Below are 14,828 nucleotides of genomic sequence, written 5' to 3' on the forward strand. Positions count from 1 at the left end.
GCAAGAGTTGGCGGAGGGCTAGAGGCGGTCGACGATGGCCGACGCAAACTCCGAGCACTTCACCTCGGTGGCCTCGTCCATGAGGCGGGCGAAGTCGTAGGTCACGATCCTCTCGCCGATGGTGGCCTCCACCGCGTTGATGATGTCCTCGGCGGCATCGTCCCAACCCAGGTGCTCAAACATCAACACGCCCGACAAGAGCACCGACGACGGGTTCACCTTGTCTTGGCCGGCGTATTTGGGGGCGGTGCCGTGGGTGGCCTCGAACACGCCGTGGCCGGTCACGTAGTTGATGTTGGCCCCCGGGGCGATGCCGATGCCCCCAACCTGGGCGGCCAGGGCGTCGGAGAGGTAGTCGCCGTTGAGGTTCATGGTGGCGATCACGTCGAACTCGGACGGTCGGGTGAGCACTTGCTGGAGGGCGATGTCGGCGATGGCGTCTTGCACCAAGATCTTGTCGCCGGCGTCGCCGCCGCAGTCGTCCCAGCCAATGGCCACGTCGGAGAACTCCTCGCGGACCAATTCGTAGCCCCAGCCGCGGAACGCCCCCTCGGTGAACTTCATGATGTTGCCCTTGTGTACCCAGTGGACCCGCTTGCGGTTCCGACGCACGGCATAGCTCAGCGCGGCCCGCTGGAGGCGCTGCGAACCGGTCTTGGACACCGGCTTGACGCCGATGCCGGCATCTTCGGCGATGTTCCAGCCCAGAGCGTCGTGGAGCAGGTCGCGCAGCTTGGCTGCCTCGGGGGTGAAGGCCTCAACCTCGAGCCCGGCGTAGATGTCCTCGGTGTTCTCCCGGAAAATCACCATGTCCACCAGCTCGGGGCTCTTCACCGGGGAGGGCACGTTGGTGAACCAGCGCACCGGGCGCAGGCACACGTACAAATCCATGATCTGTCGAATCGACACGTTCAGGCTGCGGAAGCCGCCTCCCACCGGGGTGGTAAGGGGGCCCTTGATGCCGATCAGGTACTCGGTGAACTTCTCAATGGTTTCTTGGGGGAGCCAGTCGCCGGTCTCGTTGAAGGCCTTCTCGCCGGCCAGCACCTCAATCCACTCGATCTTGCGGCCGTACTTGCCTGCGGCGGCGTCCAGCACGTGCTTGGCCGCCGGCCAGATGTCCACCCCAGTGCCGTCGCCTTCGATGAACGGGATGATGGGATTGTCAGAAACGCTTAGCTTCCCATCTGCTCCGATTGTGATCTTGTCGCCCATATACGGCGAGCATACCGACGCCCCTTTGCCCCCAACGAAGCCAAGAATCAAGTCCCAGCAAGGGGCGGTACAGCTTCGACAAACAATGCCGAATCGTCGGGGACCGGCCCATACGCTGCCTTGTTGATGGCACGGATAGCCGACTTGCTGGGCGACCAGCCAACGCTTTCGTTCGAGTTCTTCCCCCCAGCCGACGATGTGGCCGCCAAGCAACTCGCCGAGACGCTGGACGAACTGTCGGGGCTGGCGCCCTCGTTCGTGTCGGTGACCTGCGGAGTTGGCGGCGACGGCCACGACCGGACTCGCGACATCGTGACCGGCATCTGCCAAGACCGGCCCTTCCCCGCCATGGCCCACCTGACCTGCGTGGGCCATACCAAACAGGGGGTCGCCGCCCCGCTGGACGACTACGCCGCATCTGGCGTGAGGAACATCTTGGCCCTGGCCGGCGACCCGCCCGACGGATCGGCCATCAGCGGCGACTTCCGCTACGCCTCGGAGCTGGTGGAAGTGGTGCGGGACCATCCCGTCAATTTCAGCATCGGGGTGGCCGCTCACCCCGAAGTCCACCCCCGCTCCACCGACCGCACCTCCGATCGCCGGCACTTGGCCGCCAAACTGAACCAAGCCGACTTCGCCATCACGCAGTTCTTCTTCGACCCCGTCGACTACACCCGACTCTGCAATGAGCTGGCCGACCTGGGATGCCACAGGCCCGTGATCCCCGGCGTGATGCCCGTCATCTGGCCCAAGAGCATCCGTCGCTTCGCCAACATGAACGGCTCGACAGTGCCCGAAGCGCTGTTCGCCCGTCTCGAATCGCTTTCTTCCCCGGGTCGCATCGCCGCAGCCGCCGACGCCGCCGCCGAACTGTCCCAGCAATTGCTAGACGCCAGCGCCCCCGGCATCCACCTCTACACGCTTAATCGATCTGATGCGTCCCTCGCTGTTGCCAAGAACCTCCCTTTCCCCAAATGAGGCGAACACCACCCCGGGTGGAGCAACGACTAGTGGCGGAAGTGGCGTTCGCTGGTGAACACCATGGCCATGTTGTGCTCGTTGGCGGCGTCGATCACCTCTTGGTCGCGCACTGAGCCGCCGGGTTGGATGACGGTGGCGCAGTCTGCTTCGGCGGCGGCGTTGAGGCCGTCGCGGAAGGGGAAGAAGGCGTCGCTGGCGCAGGCCCCGCCCGCAGCACGGCCGGCGGCCTTCTCTGCGGCAATGCGACCCGCGTCGCGGCGGTTCTGCTGGCCGGCGCCGATACCCACCGCCTGGCGGTCTTTGGCCAGAACGATGCAGTTGGAGCCGACCCGGGCCGCCACCCGCCAGGCCAGCTCCAAATCGGCCCACTGGTCGTCGGTGGGGGCCCGCTCGGTGACCACTTCCCACGAAGAGCGGTCCATGTTGATCGTGTCGGGAGTCTGCACCAGAGCCGCACCCCCGATTGTGCGAATCTCCAAGTCGGCGGCATCCGGCGGCGGGGCGCGGAGCACCCGCAGGTTCTTCTTTTTTCCCAGTAGGGCCAGCGCGGCTTCTTCGTATTCGGAGGCGATGAGTACCTCGGTGAACACGTCGGCCATGGCCTCGGCCATCTCGGCGGTCACCATGCGGTTGACGGCCACGATCCCCCCGAACGCGGAGACCGGATCGCCCTCGTGAGCCCGGCGGTAGGCGGTGGCGATGTCGTCGGCCACTGCCGCTCCGCAGGGGTTGGCGTGCTTGATCACCACCGCCGCCGGGTAATCGCCCAGCGAGTGGACCAGCCGCCAGGCGGCATCGGCGTCGAACACGTTGAGATACGACATGGCCTTGCCCTGGAGCTGTTGGGCCCCGTCCCACCAGCACGACTGGCCAGCGATGCGGTATCGGGCGCCGGGTTGGTGGGGATTCTCGCCATAACGCAGCACCTCTTGGCGCTCCAAAGACAGCAACACGGTCGGCGGGAGCTTGTCGGCGTCGGCATCGGACAGCCAATCGACGATCGCCGCATCGTAAGCGCTGGTGTGGGCGTATGCGGCCCGAGCCAGCCGTCGCCGGGTGGCGTCGGAGAGGCAGCCTTCGGCTTCCAATTCGTCCAGCACCGTCCCATAGTCCTCGGGCTGCACCACCACGCCGACCCGCTCGTGGTTCTTGGCTGCGGCCCGCACCATAGCCGGACCGCCGATGTCGATCAGCTCCACCGACGGGTCGGAACGGAACGGGTAGAGGTTGCACACCACCAAGTCGATCGGCGCAATGCCCCTCTCGGCCAGGTCTTTCGCATGGCCCGGATTCGACAGGTCGGCCAACAGGCCCCCGTGGATCACGGGATGGACGGTCTTGACCCGTCCGTCCAGCATCTCCGGTGCTCCGGTTACCTGCTCCACTGGGGTCACCGGCACTCCGGCGTCAGCCAGCGCGGCCGACGTTCCCCCGCTGGAGATGATCTCCCACCCCAGGGCCACCAGCCGCTGGGCCAGTTCGATGATCCCGGTCTTGTCGTACACCGACACCAGAACCCGCGGCAGGTGGTCATCTCCCTGGCTCACAAGACGCACCCTCGGTCGATGATCTCTCGAATAGTGCGAATGTACAGGTCGCGCTCCAGTGATTTGATCCGCTCGTGCAGCGTGTCCACGGTGTCGTCGGGCGCCACCGCCACGGCCTGCTGGGCCAGAATCGGCCCCGCATCCACCTCCAGGGTGGCCACATGCACAGTGCAGCCGGTGACCTTCACCCCGTAGGCCAGGGCATCTTGCACCGCGTGCCAGCCGGGAAAGGCGGGCAAAAGCGACGGGTGGGTGTTCAAGATGCGGCCCCCGTAGGCATCTTGCATCGGCTGGTCCAGCACGGTGCCAAACCCGGCCATGGCCACCAGTTCTATGCCCTCGGCCACCAAGCGCTCGGTGACCTGGCCGGTGTAGTCCACCCGGTCGAAGTCGGGCCCGAAGCTGGTCCGCTCCACCATCACGCAGGTCAGCCCGTGATCGGGGGCCACCTTCTCGGCCCCGCAGGGCCGGTCAACCAGCACCAGCGAGATGGGCAAACCGCTGCGGGCCATGGCGTCGAGAATCGTCCCACTGCCCGACGCCAGCACCGCTAGTCGCATCGAGCCGAACCTACCACCCGCCTCGCGGGCTGCTCGGGATGTCGTTTTCCCAGTCGATTCGCCCCGAATGTCAGAGTCCGTCGACCACCTCGGCCATGATGTCGCCGGCTTCGCTGGGGCTCTGGCCGATGCGGACTCCGGCGGCGGCCAGGGCGTCCATTTTGGCCTGGGCGGTGCCCTTGCCTCCCGACACGATGGCCCCGGCGTGGCCCATCTTCTTGCCCGGCGGAGCGGTCATACCGGCGATGTAGGCCACTACCGGCTTGGACACGTTGGCGGCGATGAACTCGGCGGCCTCCTCCTCGGCCGACCCGCCGATCTCGCCGATCATCATCACCGCCTCGGTTTCGGGGTCTTCCTCGAAGGCGGCCAAGCAGTCGATGAAGGAGGTGCCCGGCACCGGGTCGCCGCCGATGCCCACACAGGTGGTGCAGCCGATGTTCTTCTGCTTCAGCTCGTACAACGCCTGGTAGGTGAGGGTTCCCGAGCGGCTCACGATGCCCACCGGACCGCCCTCTTTGGCGATGTGGCCGGCGGTGATGCCGATGTTGGCCTTGCCGGGGCTGATGAGGCCGGGGCAGTTGGGGCCGAGCAGCCGCACGCCGGGATAGTCGGACTTGAGCTTGTTGTAGAAGTAGACCTCGTCGTGCATGGGCACGCCCTCGGTAATTACCACGATCAGCTTCACCCCGCCATCGGCGGCCTCTAGCACTGCACTGCGCACTCCGGCGGCGGGGATGAACACGCACGACGCGTTGGCGCCGGTGGCCTCGACGGCATCAGCCACGGTGGCGAATACGGGCACTCCCTCAACGTCGGTGCCCGCCTTTTTAGGGTTGGTGCCGGCCACTACTTTGGTTCCGTAGTCCCGGTTCAACAAGCCGTAGTACCGGCCCTGGCTCCCGGTGAGTCCCTGGTAGACCACCTTGGTGTTCTCGTCGACGAAAATGCTCATGATGCGGCCCCTTCTACGAGAGCAACGGCTTTTTGGGCCGCATCCAACATGGTGGGCTCCATTACCAGCCGGTCGCTGAGGTACGGATCCAGGAGAGACCAGCCCACGACAGCGTTGGTGCCGTCGAGGCGGACCACGATGGGCGAGCTGATGTCCACCCGGTTCATGGCCTCGATGATGCCGTTGGCTACTTCCTCGCCCCGGGTTATGCCCCCGAAGATGTTGATGAAGATCGACTTCACAGCAGGGTCGTTGTTGATGACCTCCAGCGCCCCGGACATCACGTCGGCGTTGGCCCCGCCTCCGATGTCCAGGAAGTTGGCCGGCTTGCCGCCAACCTGATTGACCACGTCCACCGTGCTCATGGCCAGCCCTGCGCCGTTGGCGATCACCCCCACCGAGCCCTCCAGGCCCACGTATTGAAGCCCCTTGGCGTGGGCGGCGGCCTCTCGCTCGTCCCGGGGCTGGGTGGCGTCGAACGGGGCTAAGTCGTGGCGGAAGCCGGCGTTGCCGTCGAGGGTGACCTTGGCGTCGAGCACGTGCACCCGGCCCTCGGGCGTGACGATCAGAGGGTTGATCTCCACCAGATCGGCGTCGCCGTCGGTGTAGGCCCCATAAAGCTTCATCAGCAGTTCCACCGTCTGGTCGGTGACGTCGGGGTTGAGCTTGGCGGCCAGCACCCATTGGCGGCACTGGTCCTCGGCCAGGCCGCCCACCGGGTCGACCCAGATCTTGGCGATGGCGCCGGGGTTCTCCTCGGCCACCGCCTCGATCTCCACCCCTCCTTCGGCCGACAGCATGCCCAGGTGCTTTTTGGCCGACCGGTCGAGGGTGAAGCTCGCGTAGTACTCCTCGGCGATGTCGGAGGCCTTCTCGATCCACAGGTTCTCCACGATGTGGCCCCGGATGTCGAGCCCCAAGATGTTGGTGGCATGGGTGCGCACGGCGTCGATGTCGGCGGCGAACTTCACGCCCCCGGCCTTGCCCCGCCCGCCGGTGTGGACCTGGGCTTTGACCATGACCAGTGTCCCCAGCCGTTCGGCGGCGGCCACTGCGTCTTCGACGGTGGTGACTGCCTCACCCGGCGATACCGGCATGTCGTATGACGCGAAGAACTGTTTTCCCTGATATTCGAATAGATCCACAGGCTCCCCAATACAGCGCGTTGGCCAAGTTTGCGCTGGCGGCTTGGCGATGGTTCGTGCCGCCGACGCTTCGCCGCGATACTAGGAGCTACCCCATCAGTTGGAACGAACCGAGGGAGCGACATGCCCGTCTCATCGGGTCCAAGAATCACCCCCTTGAGGGCCGTTATCTACAGCGTCATCAGCATCGCGCTGGGCGTGGGTCTGGTGTTCGCCGTGGTGTCGCTGGCCGGATCCGATCAAATCGAGGTGAAGCTGGGCGACGACGATTTCAACGCCGGCGACGCCGAGAACCTGGCCGCCGAGATCGACGAGCGGGGACCGGTCCCGTGGGCCCCGCTGAGCCGAGGGCGCAGCATCTGGATCAACCACATCGGCGACGACCCCGAGAAGGGCTGGTTCGCCTTCGACGTCCAGTCTCCCGGTGCCACTGGCGACTGCGTGGTCGAATGGGACGCCGGCCGACGGCTGTTCGTCGACACCTGCGATCCCACCCTGGTGTACTCCGCCACCGGCGACGGCCTGACCCAGTACGGCGTATGGGTAGACGACGGCAACCTGATCGTCGACGTCAACGCCAACGACGGACCCGGCAGCCAATAGTCGCTATATGACCGTTCGACCTCAGACAAGCTATGTAATCGAACGATGTCACGCTATTGATGTCACCGTACGGTGATATCGTGGTCAAATGGCAGATACCACACATGAAGCCGCCGGCCATGCCCCCCTGTTCAGCCCCGGCGACTTAGGACATTTCATCCGAACCGAGCGGCGCCGCCAAGGGATCACCCAGGCAGTGCTGGCGGCCCGCCTGGGCGTGTCCCGCAAGTGGCTGTCCGAGGCCGAGAACGGCAAGCCCACCATCGAGGTCGGGCTGGCGATGGCCGCGCTCCGCGAACTCGGCCACATGCTCCGCGCCGCTCCACGGCCCGAACCGGAATTCGACATCGACGCCTACCTGGAAGCACTGAGCCGGAGAGATTGAGATGGAACTGGCCGTCCTCATCGGCACCCGGCATATGGGAACCCTGCACCTCCCGTCAGGTGCCGACCCGTCATTCGAGTACCACCCCCAATACATCAGCCGCCCCGGCCCACCGCTGTCGGCCCAATTCCCCCTATCCGCCGGTGGCGCCGAAGGGGAAAAGCTCCGCTGGTGGCTCGAAGGACTCCTCCCCGATGACACCCAGACCATCCGAAGCCTCCTCCGGGAGCACGGCCTCCGGTCCCGGGACTACGCCCAGATGCTCGGCACCCCGATGGGCGCCGACTGCGCGGGGGCAGTCCAGTTCTGCCTGCCCGACGCGGTGTCTGCACTGATCAGCCGACAGGGCGAGCAGACCCCGATCACAGAAGCCGAGATCGCCGACTGGCTGCGCCAAGTTCAAGCAGACCCGGCCCGCCGCGCCTACCGGGGAAAAGGGGCCGACTCCGGCTTCAGCCTGGCCGGCATGCAGCCCAAGGTCGCAGTGCGGCGCGCCGAAGACGGCGGGTGGACCGTCCCCCAAGGCCCTACCCCGACCACCCACATCATCAAGGCGGCCCGCCACCGCACGTTCCCCCACGAGGCGGTCACCGAGCACCTGATCATGGAAGCCGCCGCCCGCTGCGGCCTGGCCTCAGCCCTTACTTCGATAGCCGACTACGACGACGATTTGGAGGTAATCGTTGTGGAGAGATTCGACAGAACCCCCGGCGGAACCGCCCGCATCCACCAAGAAGACCTCTGCCAGGCACTCGGCTACCGACCAGACCAGAAGTACCAGCGCGAGGGCGGGCCCGGCCCCGAAGAGGTTACGGCACTCCTGAGGCGGGCCGACCCGGCCAACGCTGAAACCAACATCAGCAGGTTCCGAGACAGCCTCCTTTACATATGGGTCGCCGCGAGCATCGACGCTCACGCCAAGAACTACAGCCTCATGCACCCCGCCGCTGGCACCGCCGTCCTCTCCCCCGTCTACGACGCCAACAGCTGGCTCCCCTACCGCAAAGACCAGCCCATCGGCATCTTCCGCCTGGCGATGCGCATGGGCGACCACTACACCATCGCCGACGCCGACCAGCCCGCCTCGCTGGTCCGCACCGCGGAGCAACTCAGACTCGAAGCCGGAACAACCGCCCGCCGGGCCGCCGACCTCGCCTCCCGACTCCCAGCCGCCCTCGACGCAGCAATCGAAAACCTCCCCCCCGACAAGGCCAACCTGCCCATCGTGGAGACACTGCACAGAGAAATAACATCCCGTGCCCACCACTGCGAGAAGTCAGCCGCCCAAGCCGCCCACATCATCGAAAGTCCAGACGCCAACGACGGCCCCTGAGCAACATCGGTACAACACACTGGCAGTACACCCTGATATCAACCGTGTCGAGTGTCAAGACGTGACAAGAGCTCGTCATGTTTTGACACTGTTTATGCTCCCTTGTGAGCCCGGTTCTCGGTAACTTCAAGTGGAAGGTGCATTTGGTCGGAATCCTGCCAGCAGGGTTCCCCCGAACAGCCAGAACACGGGGGGAAGATATAAGAATCCGCCGCCGCTTCCGACAAGCCAGGGCAAAGGCGATTGCCGTTGTCGTTGTTTGTCTGATCGCCGCGATGCTGGCTCCCGCGGCTTCTGCGGATCCCGCTTTGGACGAAGCTCCCATCTGCGGCAGCGTCGGTAGCTCAACCGGCAGCGCCGGCGGCGCTCTCGCCCCGACAGGACCGCTCGACGACAGCACTGGTCCAACGAATGGAGCTGTGGGACAGGTCGCAGAGAACACCGCCGACGATGACTCCGCCCTGGAAATCTTGGACGAGCACACAGAACTGCTGGACCAGTCCAACAGCGACGCCCCGGCCATCGTTGACGGCAGGCTGGAATCTGACTGTGGCGTGGCCTTCATACTCAAAGGCACCGACAAACAAGTCGGCGCCGTCGGAATGACAGGCCTCCAGATCAACGAGAACTCCCGCTGGCTCGTGCAAGGCCTCGAAGGGAGCCGGGGATACAGGATGATGGCCGTCCTCGAGAACGCCCAAGCACCGAAGTCCTACACCGTGAAACTCCAACTCGACCAGAACAACTCAGCAGTTGCCCTAGACAACGGCGGCGCCTTATTCGTCAACGACAACAAACTCGTGATCGGCTCAATACTCGCCCCCTGGGCGCTTGACGCCAACGGGCAAGCAGTGCCGATCACCCAGACAGTCGCCAAAACCGCAATCACAATCACAGTGGACACCAGCAGCGTGACCGCCTGGCCAGTCATCGCCGACCCCACCTACCACACATTCCGCTGCCACTCGCAGCACCAAGTCACCGCCACAGCCACCGCCAGCCAATACCTCAACGGCCAAAAATGCCCCAGATACGCCGACATCATCGCCCGCGGCTACTACCCTCAGTGGATCGAACGGGACTGTCAGGAATTTTGTGTATCGGGCGTGATCTGAGGGTCCGCGGTTTGGTGCTGCGGGCCGGGAAGGATCATGTCTGTGACTGATCAGGATATGCCGGCTGTGCCGGCGAACGAGGCCGCCGGTGAGGCGGCGATGCAGGACTGGGCCGAGCTGTTGGTCGAGCGTGCCCGCGCCGAGGGCGTGGAGCTGACCGGCGACGGCGGGCTGTTGACGGGGCTGGTACGCCAGGTCCTCCAGACCGGGTTGGAGGTCGAGATGGCCGGCCATTTGGGCTATGAGCGCCACGCTCCGGAGGGCCGCGGGTCGGGGAACTCGCGCAACGGCTCTTCGCCCAAGCGGGTCACCACCGAGATCGGCGAGATCGACCTTCGGGTGCCCCGTGACCGGGCGGGGACTTTCGAGCCCGTCGCGGTGCCCAAGCACAAGCGCCGCTTGGACGGCCTGTCGGGCAACGTGATCAGCCTCTACGCGAAGGGGCTCACCACCGGCGAGATCCAGGCGCACCTCGAAGAGATCTACGACACGTCGGTGAGCCGGGAGACGATCTCCAAGATCACCGACGAGATCGTCTCCGACATGGCCGTTTGGCAGAACCGGCCCCTCGACGCGGTGTACCCGGTTCTGCTGATCGACGCGATAGTGGTCAAGGTCCGCGACTCGCAGGTCGCGAACCGGCCCGTCTATGTCGCCATCGGCGTGGATCTGGCTGGCGAGCGAGACGTTTTGGGCCTGTGGCTGGGCCCATCGGGAGGCGAGGGCGCCAAACAGTGGGCGGCGATGCTGGGCGAGCTCCGCAACCGGGGCCTGGCCGACGCGTTGATCGTGTGCTGCGACGGGCTGAGGGGCCTGCCGGAGTCGATCCGCATGACCTGGCCCGAGGCGACGGTGCAGACCTGCGTGGTGCACATGGTCCGCAACAGCCTGCGCTACGCGGCCAAGACGCACTGGGGGCCGATCACCCGATCAATGCGGGAGATCTACACCGCCCCCACCGTCGGGGCCGCCGAGGCCCGCTTCGAGGCGTTCGCCCAAGACTGGGAGGACACCTACCCGGCCATGATCCGAGCCTGGCGCAACAGCTGGGACGAGTTCACACCGTTCCTGGAGTTCCCCGCCGAGCTGCGCCGGGTGGTCTACACCACGGATGCAATTGTCAAGCAGGGGGTGCGGGTTTTTGGGGCTGCCAGTGGGAGACGAGGACCTCGTAGGCCCGCTCTTGTTGCTCGACGAGGGCTTTCTCGGCGTCTCGCAGCTCTTTGATGTGGTAGTCCCGCGACGGCCCGGCGGTCGGCCCGCGGCGGGATTCGGATCCGGCGGCGAGCTCGAGGCCGCGGCGCTTGTGCGCGACCAGGCTGGGGCGGGCGAACGCGTAGTCCTCGCCTTTGGTGACCAGGTGCCAGCACAGCACCGCCATTTTTCGGGCGGTGGCGACGGTGGCGATTTGGAAGCCGCGGCGCTGATGGATGCGCCGGTGGAACGCCCGCAGCGGCCCGGGGGCTCGCGCCGCGGAGAACGCTGCCTCGACCAGCATGCCTCGGGCCTGGCCGCGTCCGGCTTTGGTGATCCGCCCGTGGGCGGCCGGGCTGTTTCCCGACTGGGACACCCTCGGGTTCAACCCGAGGTAGGACACCAGGCGGTCCGGCGACTCGAACCGTGAGAAGTCGCCGACCGCGGCAACAATCGACATCGCCGCGGTCACGTTGATCCCCGGCACCGTCATCAGCCGGGCGATCACCGGATCATCCAGGGCGTCGGCGGCGATGTCCTGCTCAACCTCGGTGAGCTCTGCGCCATGGAAGTCGATCTGGCGCAAGAGCGCCTCGACGCTGCGCCGCTCGTCGCCCGGCAGGTCCTGGCCGGCGAGCCAGCGGCGGCCGGCGCTTCCGAACAGATCAGAGTGCGGGCACGTCGCCACCAGGTTCCGCGACAGGATCGCATGCACCCTGTTCTTCAGCCTGGTCCGCTGCTTCACCAGATTTGTCCGCTGGGCGACCAGACGCCGGCGGCGGCGGGTCCGGTCGTCGGCCACCCACGTCTCCGGCAAGAAATCCGCCGCCAACAGCTGCGCAAGGATGCGGGCATCCACCTTGTCGGTCTTGACTTTCGCCTCCGCTATCGCCCGAGTCTTGCGCGGGTTCGACACCACCACCCGGGCCACGACCCCGCGCAGCATCACCGCGATCGCGTCCGAGTTCGTCGTCGCCTCCAAAGCCACCTCGTCGCCAGGCTCCAAGAACTCCTCCGCCCAAGCCCGCAGGTCCTCCGGACGCACACCGATCCTCCCCTCGTCGCGGCACACCCCCGCTTCGACGACGGCGATCTGCGCAAACGAACGATGCACGTCCATCCCAATCCACCGCATATGACAGCTCCTCTCAGACATCAATGAGGAACCGCCGGGCGGACACGACAAAAACGGATTCGCGCTCACAGCGCAGCCGGGCCAGTCGCAGGGGCGGCCAAGTACTAACACGAGCTCGCAGCTCACTGTGTAAGGACGGCCTGCCCTAGCTGTTCCTCCTCAGCACCCCGAACCCGGCAACCCAGACCCTACCGGCCAAAGCAGCAAGCGCCCGAGACGCCGCAGATTTCATACCCGATACCAACGCCGTAGAGAGCCTCAACGCCAGGTTCCGACGAGCGGTACGCCACCGAGGGCACTTCCCCAACGAGCAGGCCGCCATGAAAATCCTCTACCTTGTCGCCACCACCAAACGAAAGAACCGCAGCAACCTCACCGGCAAGACCAACGGCTGGAAAGCCATACTGAACACACTGACCATCCACTACGGCGACCGGATCGCCGACCACATCAAATGAAAACCATCACGACCTGTTACACAAAAAAACTGACAGACCCGTTCGAACACAGATTCGTTTCAGAATGAACCTCAAGGTCATGCCTTTTCGAGATGATGTTTACAGAGGTCCATTGTTAAGCAAGAAAACACTGATGGCCTCTCTAGTAGTGCTGATCGTCATTGCAAGTGCTTGCGGTGGTGGCGTGCATAAGTCGGAATCAACAGGTATTTCATTGACTGATAAGATAGAGGAGTTCAACTCAAGTGTGTCATATGAGCGGCCTCTGTATAGCTCCGCTCTGGAAACCACTCCTCGCACAACGTTTGTTGTTGATGGCAAGACTGTAGGTCCAGCGTCGGATATATTTGTTGTTGGGAGAGTTGTCAAAGTGACCGCTGGCAACGGTTACTCATGGCCAGGTGGTCCTCAAGTTGTCGGAGAGCCGGCTACCCGAAAGACACATGTATTCAATTCGACTGACTCCTGGCTATCTACTATCCACTTATCTATCGCAGTTGAAAACTCACTATATTTGGACGATGACTACACTGGAGTAAACCAGATTACTATTAGCTTATTCTTGCTTAATCCAGTTGACTTGAACTCACTCAAAACGGAACTCGAAGGTAAACGAATTGCTGCTCCACTCCACTCAAACGAAAAAACAGCCTTGGATCTCGAGCCTGGAGTCTTCGGAGTACTTCGCGGAGGCGAGCTTTTGGGATTTGTTGATGAGTCGAACAATGTGACCTTCCCCGCCTTTGATCACAGCCTGTCTTCAGACGGCCAGCCTCAGTCGATCGAACTTGGTGACTTGCTAGACCCGTTGCCCATTGTCAAAATAGTTAGTTCCGGCGGTGATTTCAGCGGGGACGGCAGTGTCGGCGTCAAAGAGTGAGCAGCATGGATCACGCCGTCGCCCACGACCACCCGTGCCGGGTCAGGATCGGCCTCAACCGGGGTACGGGGTGCTTGGGCGGCATCTGCCAGAAGGTCTCGACCGGCGAACGAGCCAGTGCGGTGAGCGGTACACGCAACACACGCTGCCTGTACACCCTGGCCTCGCCACTGTCAAGTGTCAAAACATGACAAAAACTTGTCATGTTTTGACAGCGGTTTGGGCTGCCATCGACGTACGAGATCTCTATGATTCTGTTTAGGAGGAAGTAACAGTCAGAAGCAGATTACGAGTTCAGCGACAGCTGGCATTCGAACAGAGGCAACGGAGGAAGCACCATGATGGTCAGCAGACACAATCGGAGAACGCAGCAGACAGGCGCTTTGACAATTCTCTTCGTGCTCCTCGCGGCTTTGACATTCGTCATCGTGCTTCTAGCGGTTGTTGCCATTCCCGATACAATCAGCGCGACTGACTCTGTTCCAGGTGTTGGTTGGACGGCTACGACAAACTGACGCGGAAGCGATCGCCAACGGCGGATCCTGAGCAATCACTTGGAGCGCGTGTCTCCTAGCAAGCAACATGCGGTTCTTGCTAGGTGCGTTTGGGCACGGTGATCCAGCCTTGATCAACGGCGAACGCCACGCCCTCGATGGCGCTGTCGACTCCGAACTGGTGCCACATGTCGGCGAGTATTCGCTGGAGGTGGCGCTCGGAGTAGCCGAGGCGCTCGGCGAGGTCGGCGTGCTTCTCCCCGCTGGCCAGGCCCTGCAAGCACGCCATCTGCGTCTCGTCGGGTGCTATCTGCGTGGCGAAACGGCAATATCGCGCCACCGCGACAGACGCCGACCGCAGCCCTTCGACGGCATCGGGGTGCATCAGCTCGGCCAGACTGTCGTAGCGAATCACGTCTGGCATCTCTGCGATGTCGGGCATGTCCAACGGCGCCTGATTCATCCCCTGTTCTGAGTCTTCGGCTATTGCGGTCGCGACCGCCCCCAGATAGCGGCAGACGATGTCCCAGTCACCGTCGGCTGAGTCATCGGGCAGCGCACCGCTCATCATCTGGGCGCATCGCCCGTACGAGTCGGCCACCTTGCTCAGGAAAGGAGGTGGGAGCGTCTCCTTCCACACTTTCTGCGCTTTGCGCTGTAGCCCCAGATCGCAGATATCCGCATTGCTGCCGGGGCCATGGCCCAGTTCGTGAGCCTCGGAGATCCGCTTGGCGTATCGCTCGATGGGGATGGCATGCTTGAGAACCACTTCCAACTGCCGGTCGCTGACGCGCACACGCCAAGGATAGGCGTCTACGGGTAAGGAGA

General features: G+C 64.2%; 13 protein-coding genes and 2 pseudogenes. 8 read left to right on the forward strand and 7 right to left on the reverse strand.

What is annotated here, in order from left to right:
• Positions 1-18 precede the first annotated feature (18 nt).
• On the reverse strand, positions 19-1,215 hold the full coding sequence (gene icd, locus ACOGXA_RS13015) for an NADP-dependent isocitrate dehydrogenase (RefSeq protein WP_419924297.1): 1,197 nt from the start codon (positions 1,213-1,215) through the stop codon (positions 19-21).
• A 126-nt stretch (positions 1,216-1,341) separates the two neighbouring features.
• Here icd and ACOGXA_RS13020 point away from each other — a divergent pair, with 126 nt between their 5' ends.
• Positions 1,342-2,193 carry a methylenetetrahydrofolate reductase gene (locus ACOGXA_RS13020; protein ID WP_419924298.1) on the forward strand — a complete coding sequence of 284 codons (852 nt, stop codon included), beginning with the start codon at positions 1,342-1,344 and terminating at the stop codon, positions 2,191-2,193.
• 29 nt (positions 2,194-2,222) lie between these two features.
• On the opposite strand, the gene purH is transcribed toward ACOGXA_RS13020, so the two are convergent.
• The 4 genes from purH to sucC all read right to left on the reverse strand — a co-directional run bounded on the left by purH (position 2,223) and on the right by sucC (position 6,403).
• Positions 2,223-3,743 carry a bifunctional phosphoribosylaminoimidazolecarboxamide formyltransferase/IMP cyclohydrolase gene (purH, locus tag ACOGXA_RS13025; protein ID WP_419924299.1) on the reverse strand — a complete coding sequence of 507 codons (1,521 nt, stop codon included), beginning with the start codon at positions 3,741-3,743 and terminating at the stop codon, positions 2,223-2,225.
• Positions 3,740-4,303: a phosphoribosylglycinamide formyltransferase gene (purN, locus tag ACOGXA_RS13030; protein WP_419924300.1), complete on the reverse strand. Its 564-nt coding sequence runs from the start codon at positions 4,301-4,303 to the stop codon at positions 3,740-3,742. Before purN ends, purH begins: the two co-directional genes overlap by 4 nt.
• Before the next feature lie 70 nt (positions 4,304-4,373).
• A complete protein-coding gene (gene sucD / locus ACOGXA_RS13035) occupies positions 4,374-5,258 on the reverse strand; it encodes a succinate--CoA ligase subunit alpha (protein ID WP_419924301.1) in 885 nt (294 codons plus the stop codon).
• The gene (gene sucC, locus ACOGXA_RS13040) at positions 5,255-6,403 is read right to left on the reverse strand and encodes an ADP-forming succinate--CoA ligase subunit beta (protein ID WP_419924302.1); all 1,149 of its coding nucleotides are present in this window, start codon (positions 6,401-6,403) and stop codon (positions 5,255-5,257) included. The genes sucD and sucC overlap by 4 nt, the downstream gene beginning before the upstream one ends.
• Before the next feature lie 156 nt (positions 6,404-6,559).
• Between sucC and ACOGXA_RS13045 the strand changes: the two genes are divergently transcribed.
• The 5 genes and pseudogenes from ACOGXA_RS13045 to ACOGXA_RS13065 all read left to right on the forward strand — a co-directional run.
• On the forward strand, positions 6,560-7,006 hold the full coding sequence (locus tag ACOGXA_RS13045) for a hypothetical protein (protein WP_419924303.1): 447 nt from the start codon (positions 6,560-6,562) through the stop codon (positions 7,004-7,006).
• A gap of 88 nt (positions 7,007-7,094) precedes the next feature.
• A complete protein-coding gene (locus ACOGXA_RS13050) occupies positions 7,095-7,391 on the forward strand; it encodes a helix-turn-helix domain-containing protein (RefSeq protein WP_419924304.1) in 297 nt (98 codons plus the stop codon).
• 1 nt (position 7,392) lies between these two features.
• Positions 7,393-8,724, forward strand: a complete 1,332-nt coding sequence (locus tag ACOGXA_RS13055) for a HipA domain-containing protein (protein WP_419924305.1) — start codon at positions 7,393-7,395, stop codon at positions 8,722-8,724.
• A gap of 419 nt (positions 8,725-9,143) precedes the next feature.
• Positions 9,144-9,839 (forward strand): hypothetical protein, encoded by a 696-nt coding sequence (locus tag ACOGXA_RS13060; RefSeq protein ID WP_419924306.1) that lies wholly within the window; start codon positions 9,144-9,146, stop codon positions 9,837-9,839.
• A gap of 57 nt (positions 9,840-9,896) precedes the next feature.
• A pseudogene (locus tag ACOGXA_RS13065) lies at positions 9,897-11,006 on the forward strand (IS256 family transposase); the annotation flags it as partial.
• Here ACOGXA_RS13065 and ACOGXA_RS13070 read toward each other — a convergent pair.
• Positions 10,960-12,153 carry an IS110 family transposase gene (locus ACOGXA_RS13070; RefSeq protein WP_419926946.1) on the reverse strand — a complete coding sequence of 398 codons (1,194 nt, stop codon included), beginning with the start codon at positions 12,151-12,153 and terminating at the stop codon, positions 10,960-10,962. The pseudogene ACOGXA_RS13065 and the gene ACOGXA_RS13070 sit on opposite strands and share 47 nt — an antisense overlap.
• Positions 12,154-12,407: 254 nt before the next feature.
• On the opposite strand from ACOGXA_RS13070, the pseudogene ACOGXA_RS13075 reads away from it, so the two are divergent.
• Positions 12,408-12,626, forward strand: a pseudogene (locus ACOGXA_RS13075) (transposase); the annotation flags it as partial.
• A 64-nt stretch (positions 12,627-12,690) separates the two neighbouring features.
• The gene (locus ACOGXA_RS13080) at positions 12,691-13,506 is read left to right on the forward strand and encodes a hypothetical protein (RefSeq protein ID WP_419924307.1); all 816 of its coding nucleotides are present in this window, start codon (positions 12,691-12,693) and stop codon (positions 13,504-13,506) included.
• A 594-nt stretch (positions 13,507-14,100) separates the two neighbouring features.
• Here the strand turns inward: ACOGXA_RS13080 and ACOGXA_RS13085 are convergent.
• The gene (locus tag ACOGXA_RS13085) at positions 14,101-14,796 is read right to left on the reverse strand and encodes a hypothetical protein (protein ID WP_419924308.1); all 696 of its coding nucleotides are present in this window, start codon (positions 14,794-14,796) and stop codon (positions 14,101-14,103) included.
• Positions 14,797-14,828 lie beyond the last annotated feature (32 nt).

The organism is Candidatus Poriferisocius sp., assembly GCF_965208475.1.
Lineage (GTDB): Bacteria > Actinomycetota > Acidimicrobiia > Acidimicrobiales > Bin134 > Poriferisocius.

Bases quoted from the DNA above. Each gene is read 5' to 3' on its own strand.
- icd (WP_419924297.1), bottom strand. From the start codon at position 1,215: ATGGGCGACAAGATCACAATCGGAGCAGATGGGAAGCTAAGCGTTTCT.
- ACOGXA_RS13020 (WP_419924298.1), top strand. From the start codon at position 1,342: ATGGCACGGATAGCCGACTTGCTGGGCGACCAGCCAACGCTTTCGTTC.
- purN (WP_419924300.1), bottom strand. From the start codon at position 4,303: ATGCGACTAGCGGTGCTGGCGTCGGGCAGTGGGACGATTCTCGACGCC.
- sucD (WP_419924301.1), bottom strand. From the start codon at position 5,258: ATGAGCATTTTCGTCGACGAGAACACCAAGGTGGTCTACCAGGGACTC.
- ACOGXA_RS13050 (WP_419924304.1), top strand. From the start codon at position 7,095: ATGGCAGATACCACACATGAAGCCGCCGGCCATGCCCCCCTGTTCAGC.
- ACOGXA_RS13055 (WP_419924305.1), top strand. From the start codon at position 7,393: ATGGAACTGGCCGTCCTCATCGGCACCCGGCATATGGGAACCCTGCAC.
- ACOGXA_RS13070 (WP_419926946.1), bottom strand. From the start codon at position 12,153: ATGGACGTGCATCGTTCGTTTGCGCAGATCGCCGTCGTCGAAGCGGGG.
- ACOGXA_RS13080 (WP_419924307.1), top strand. From the start codon at position 12,691: ATGAACCTCAAGGTCATGCCTTTTCGAGATGATGTTTACAGAGGTCCA.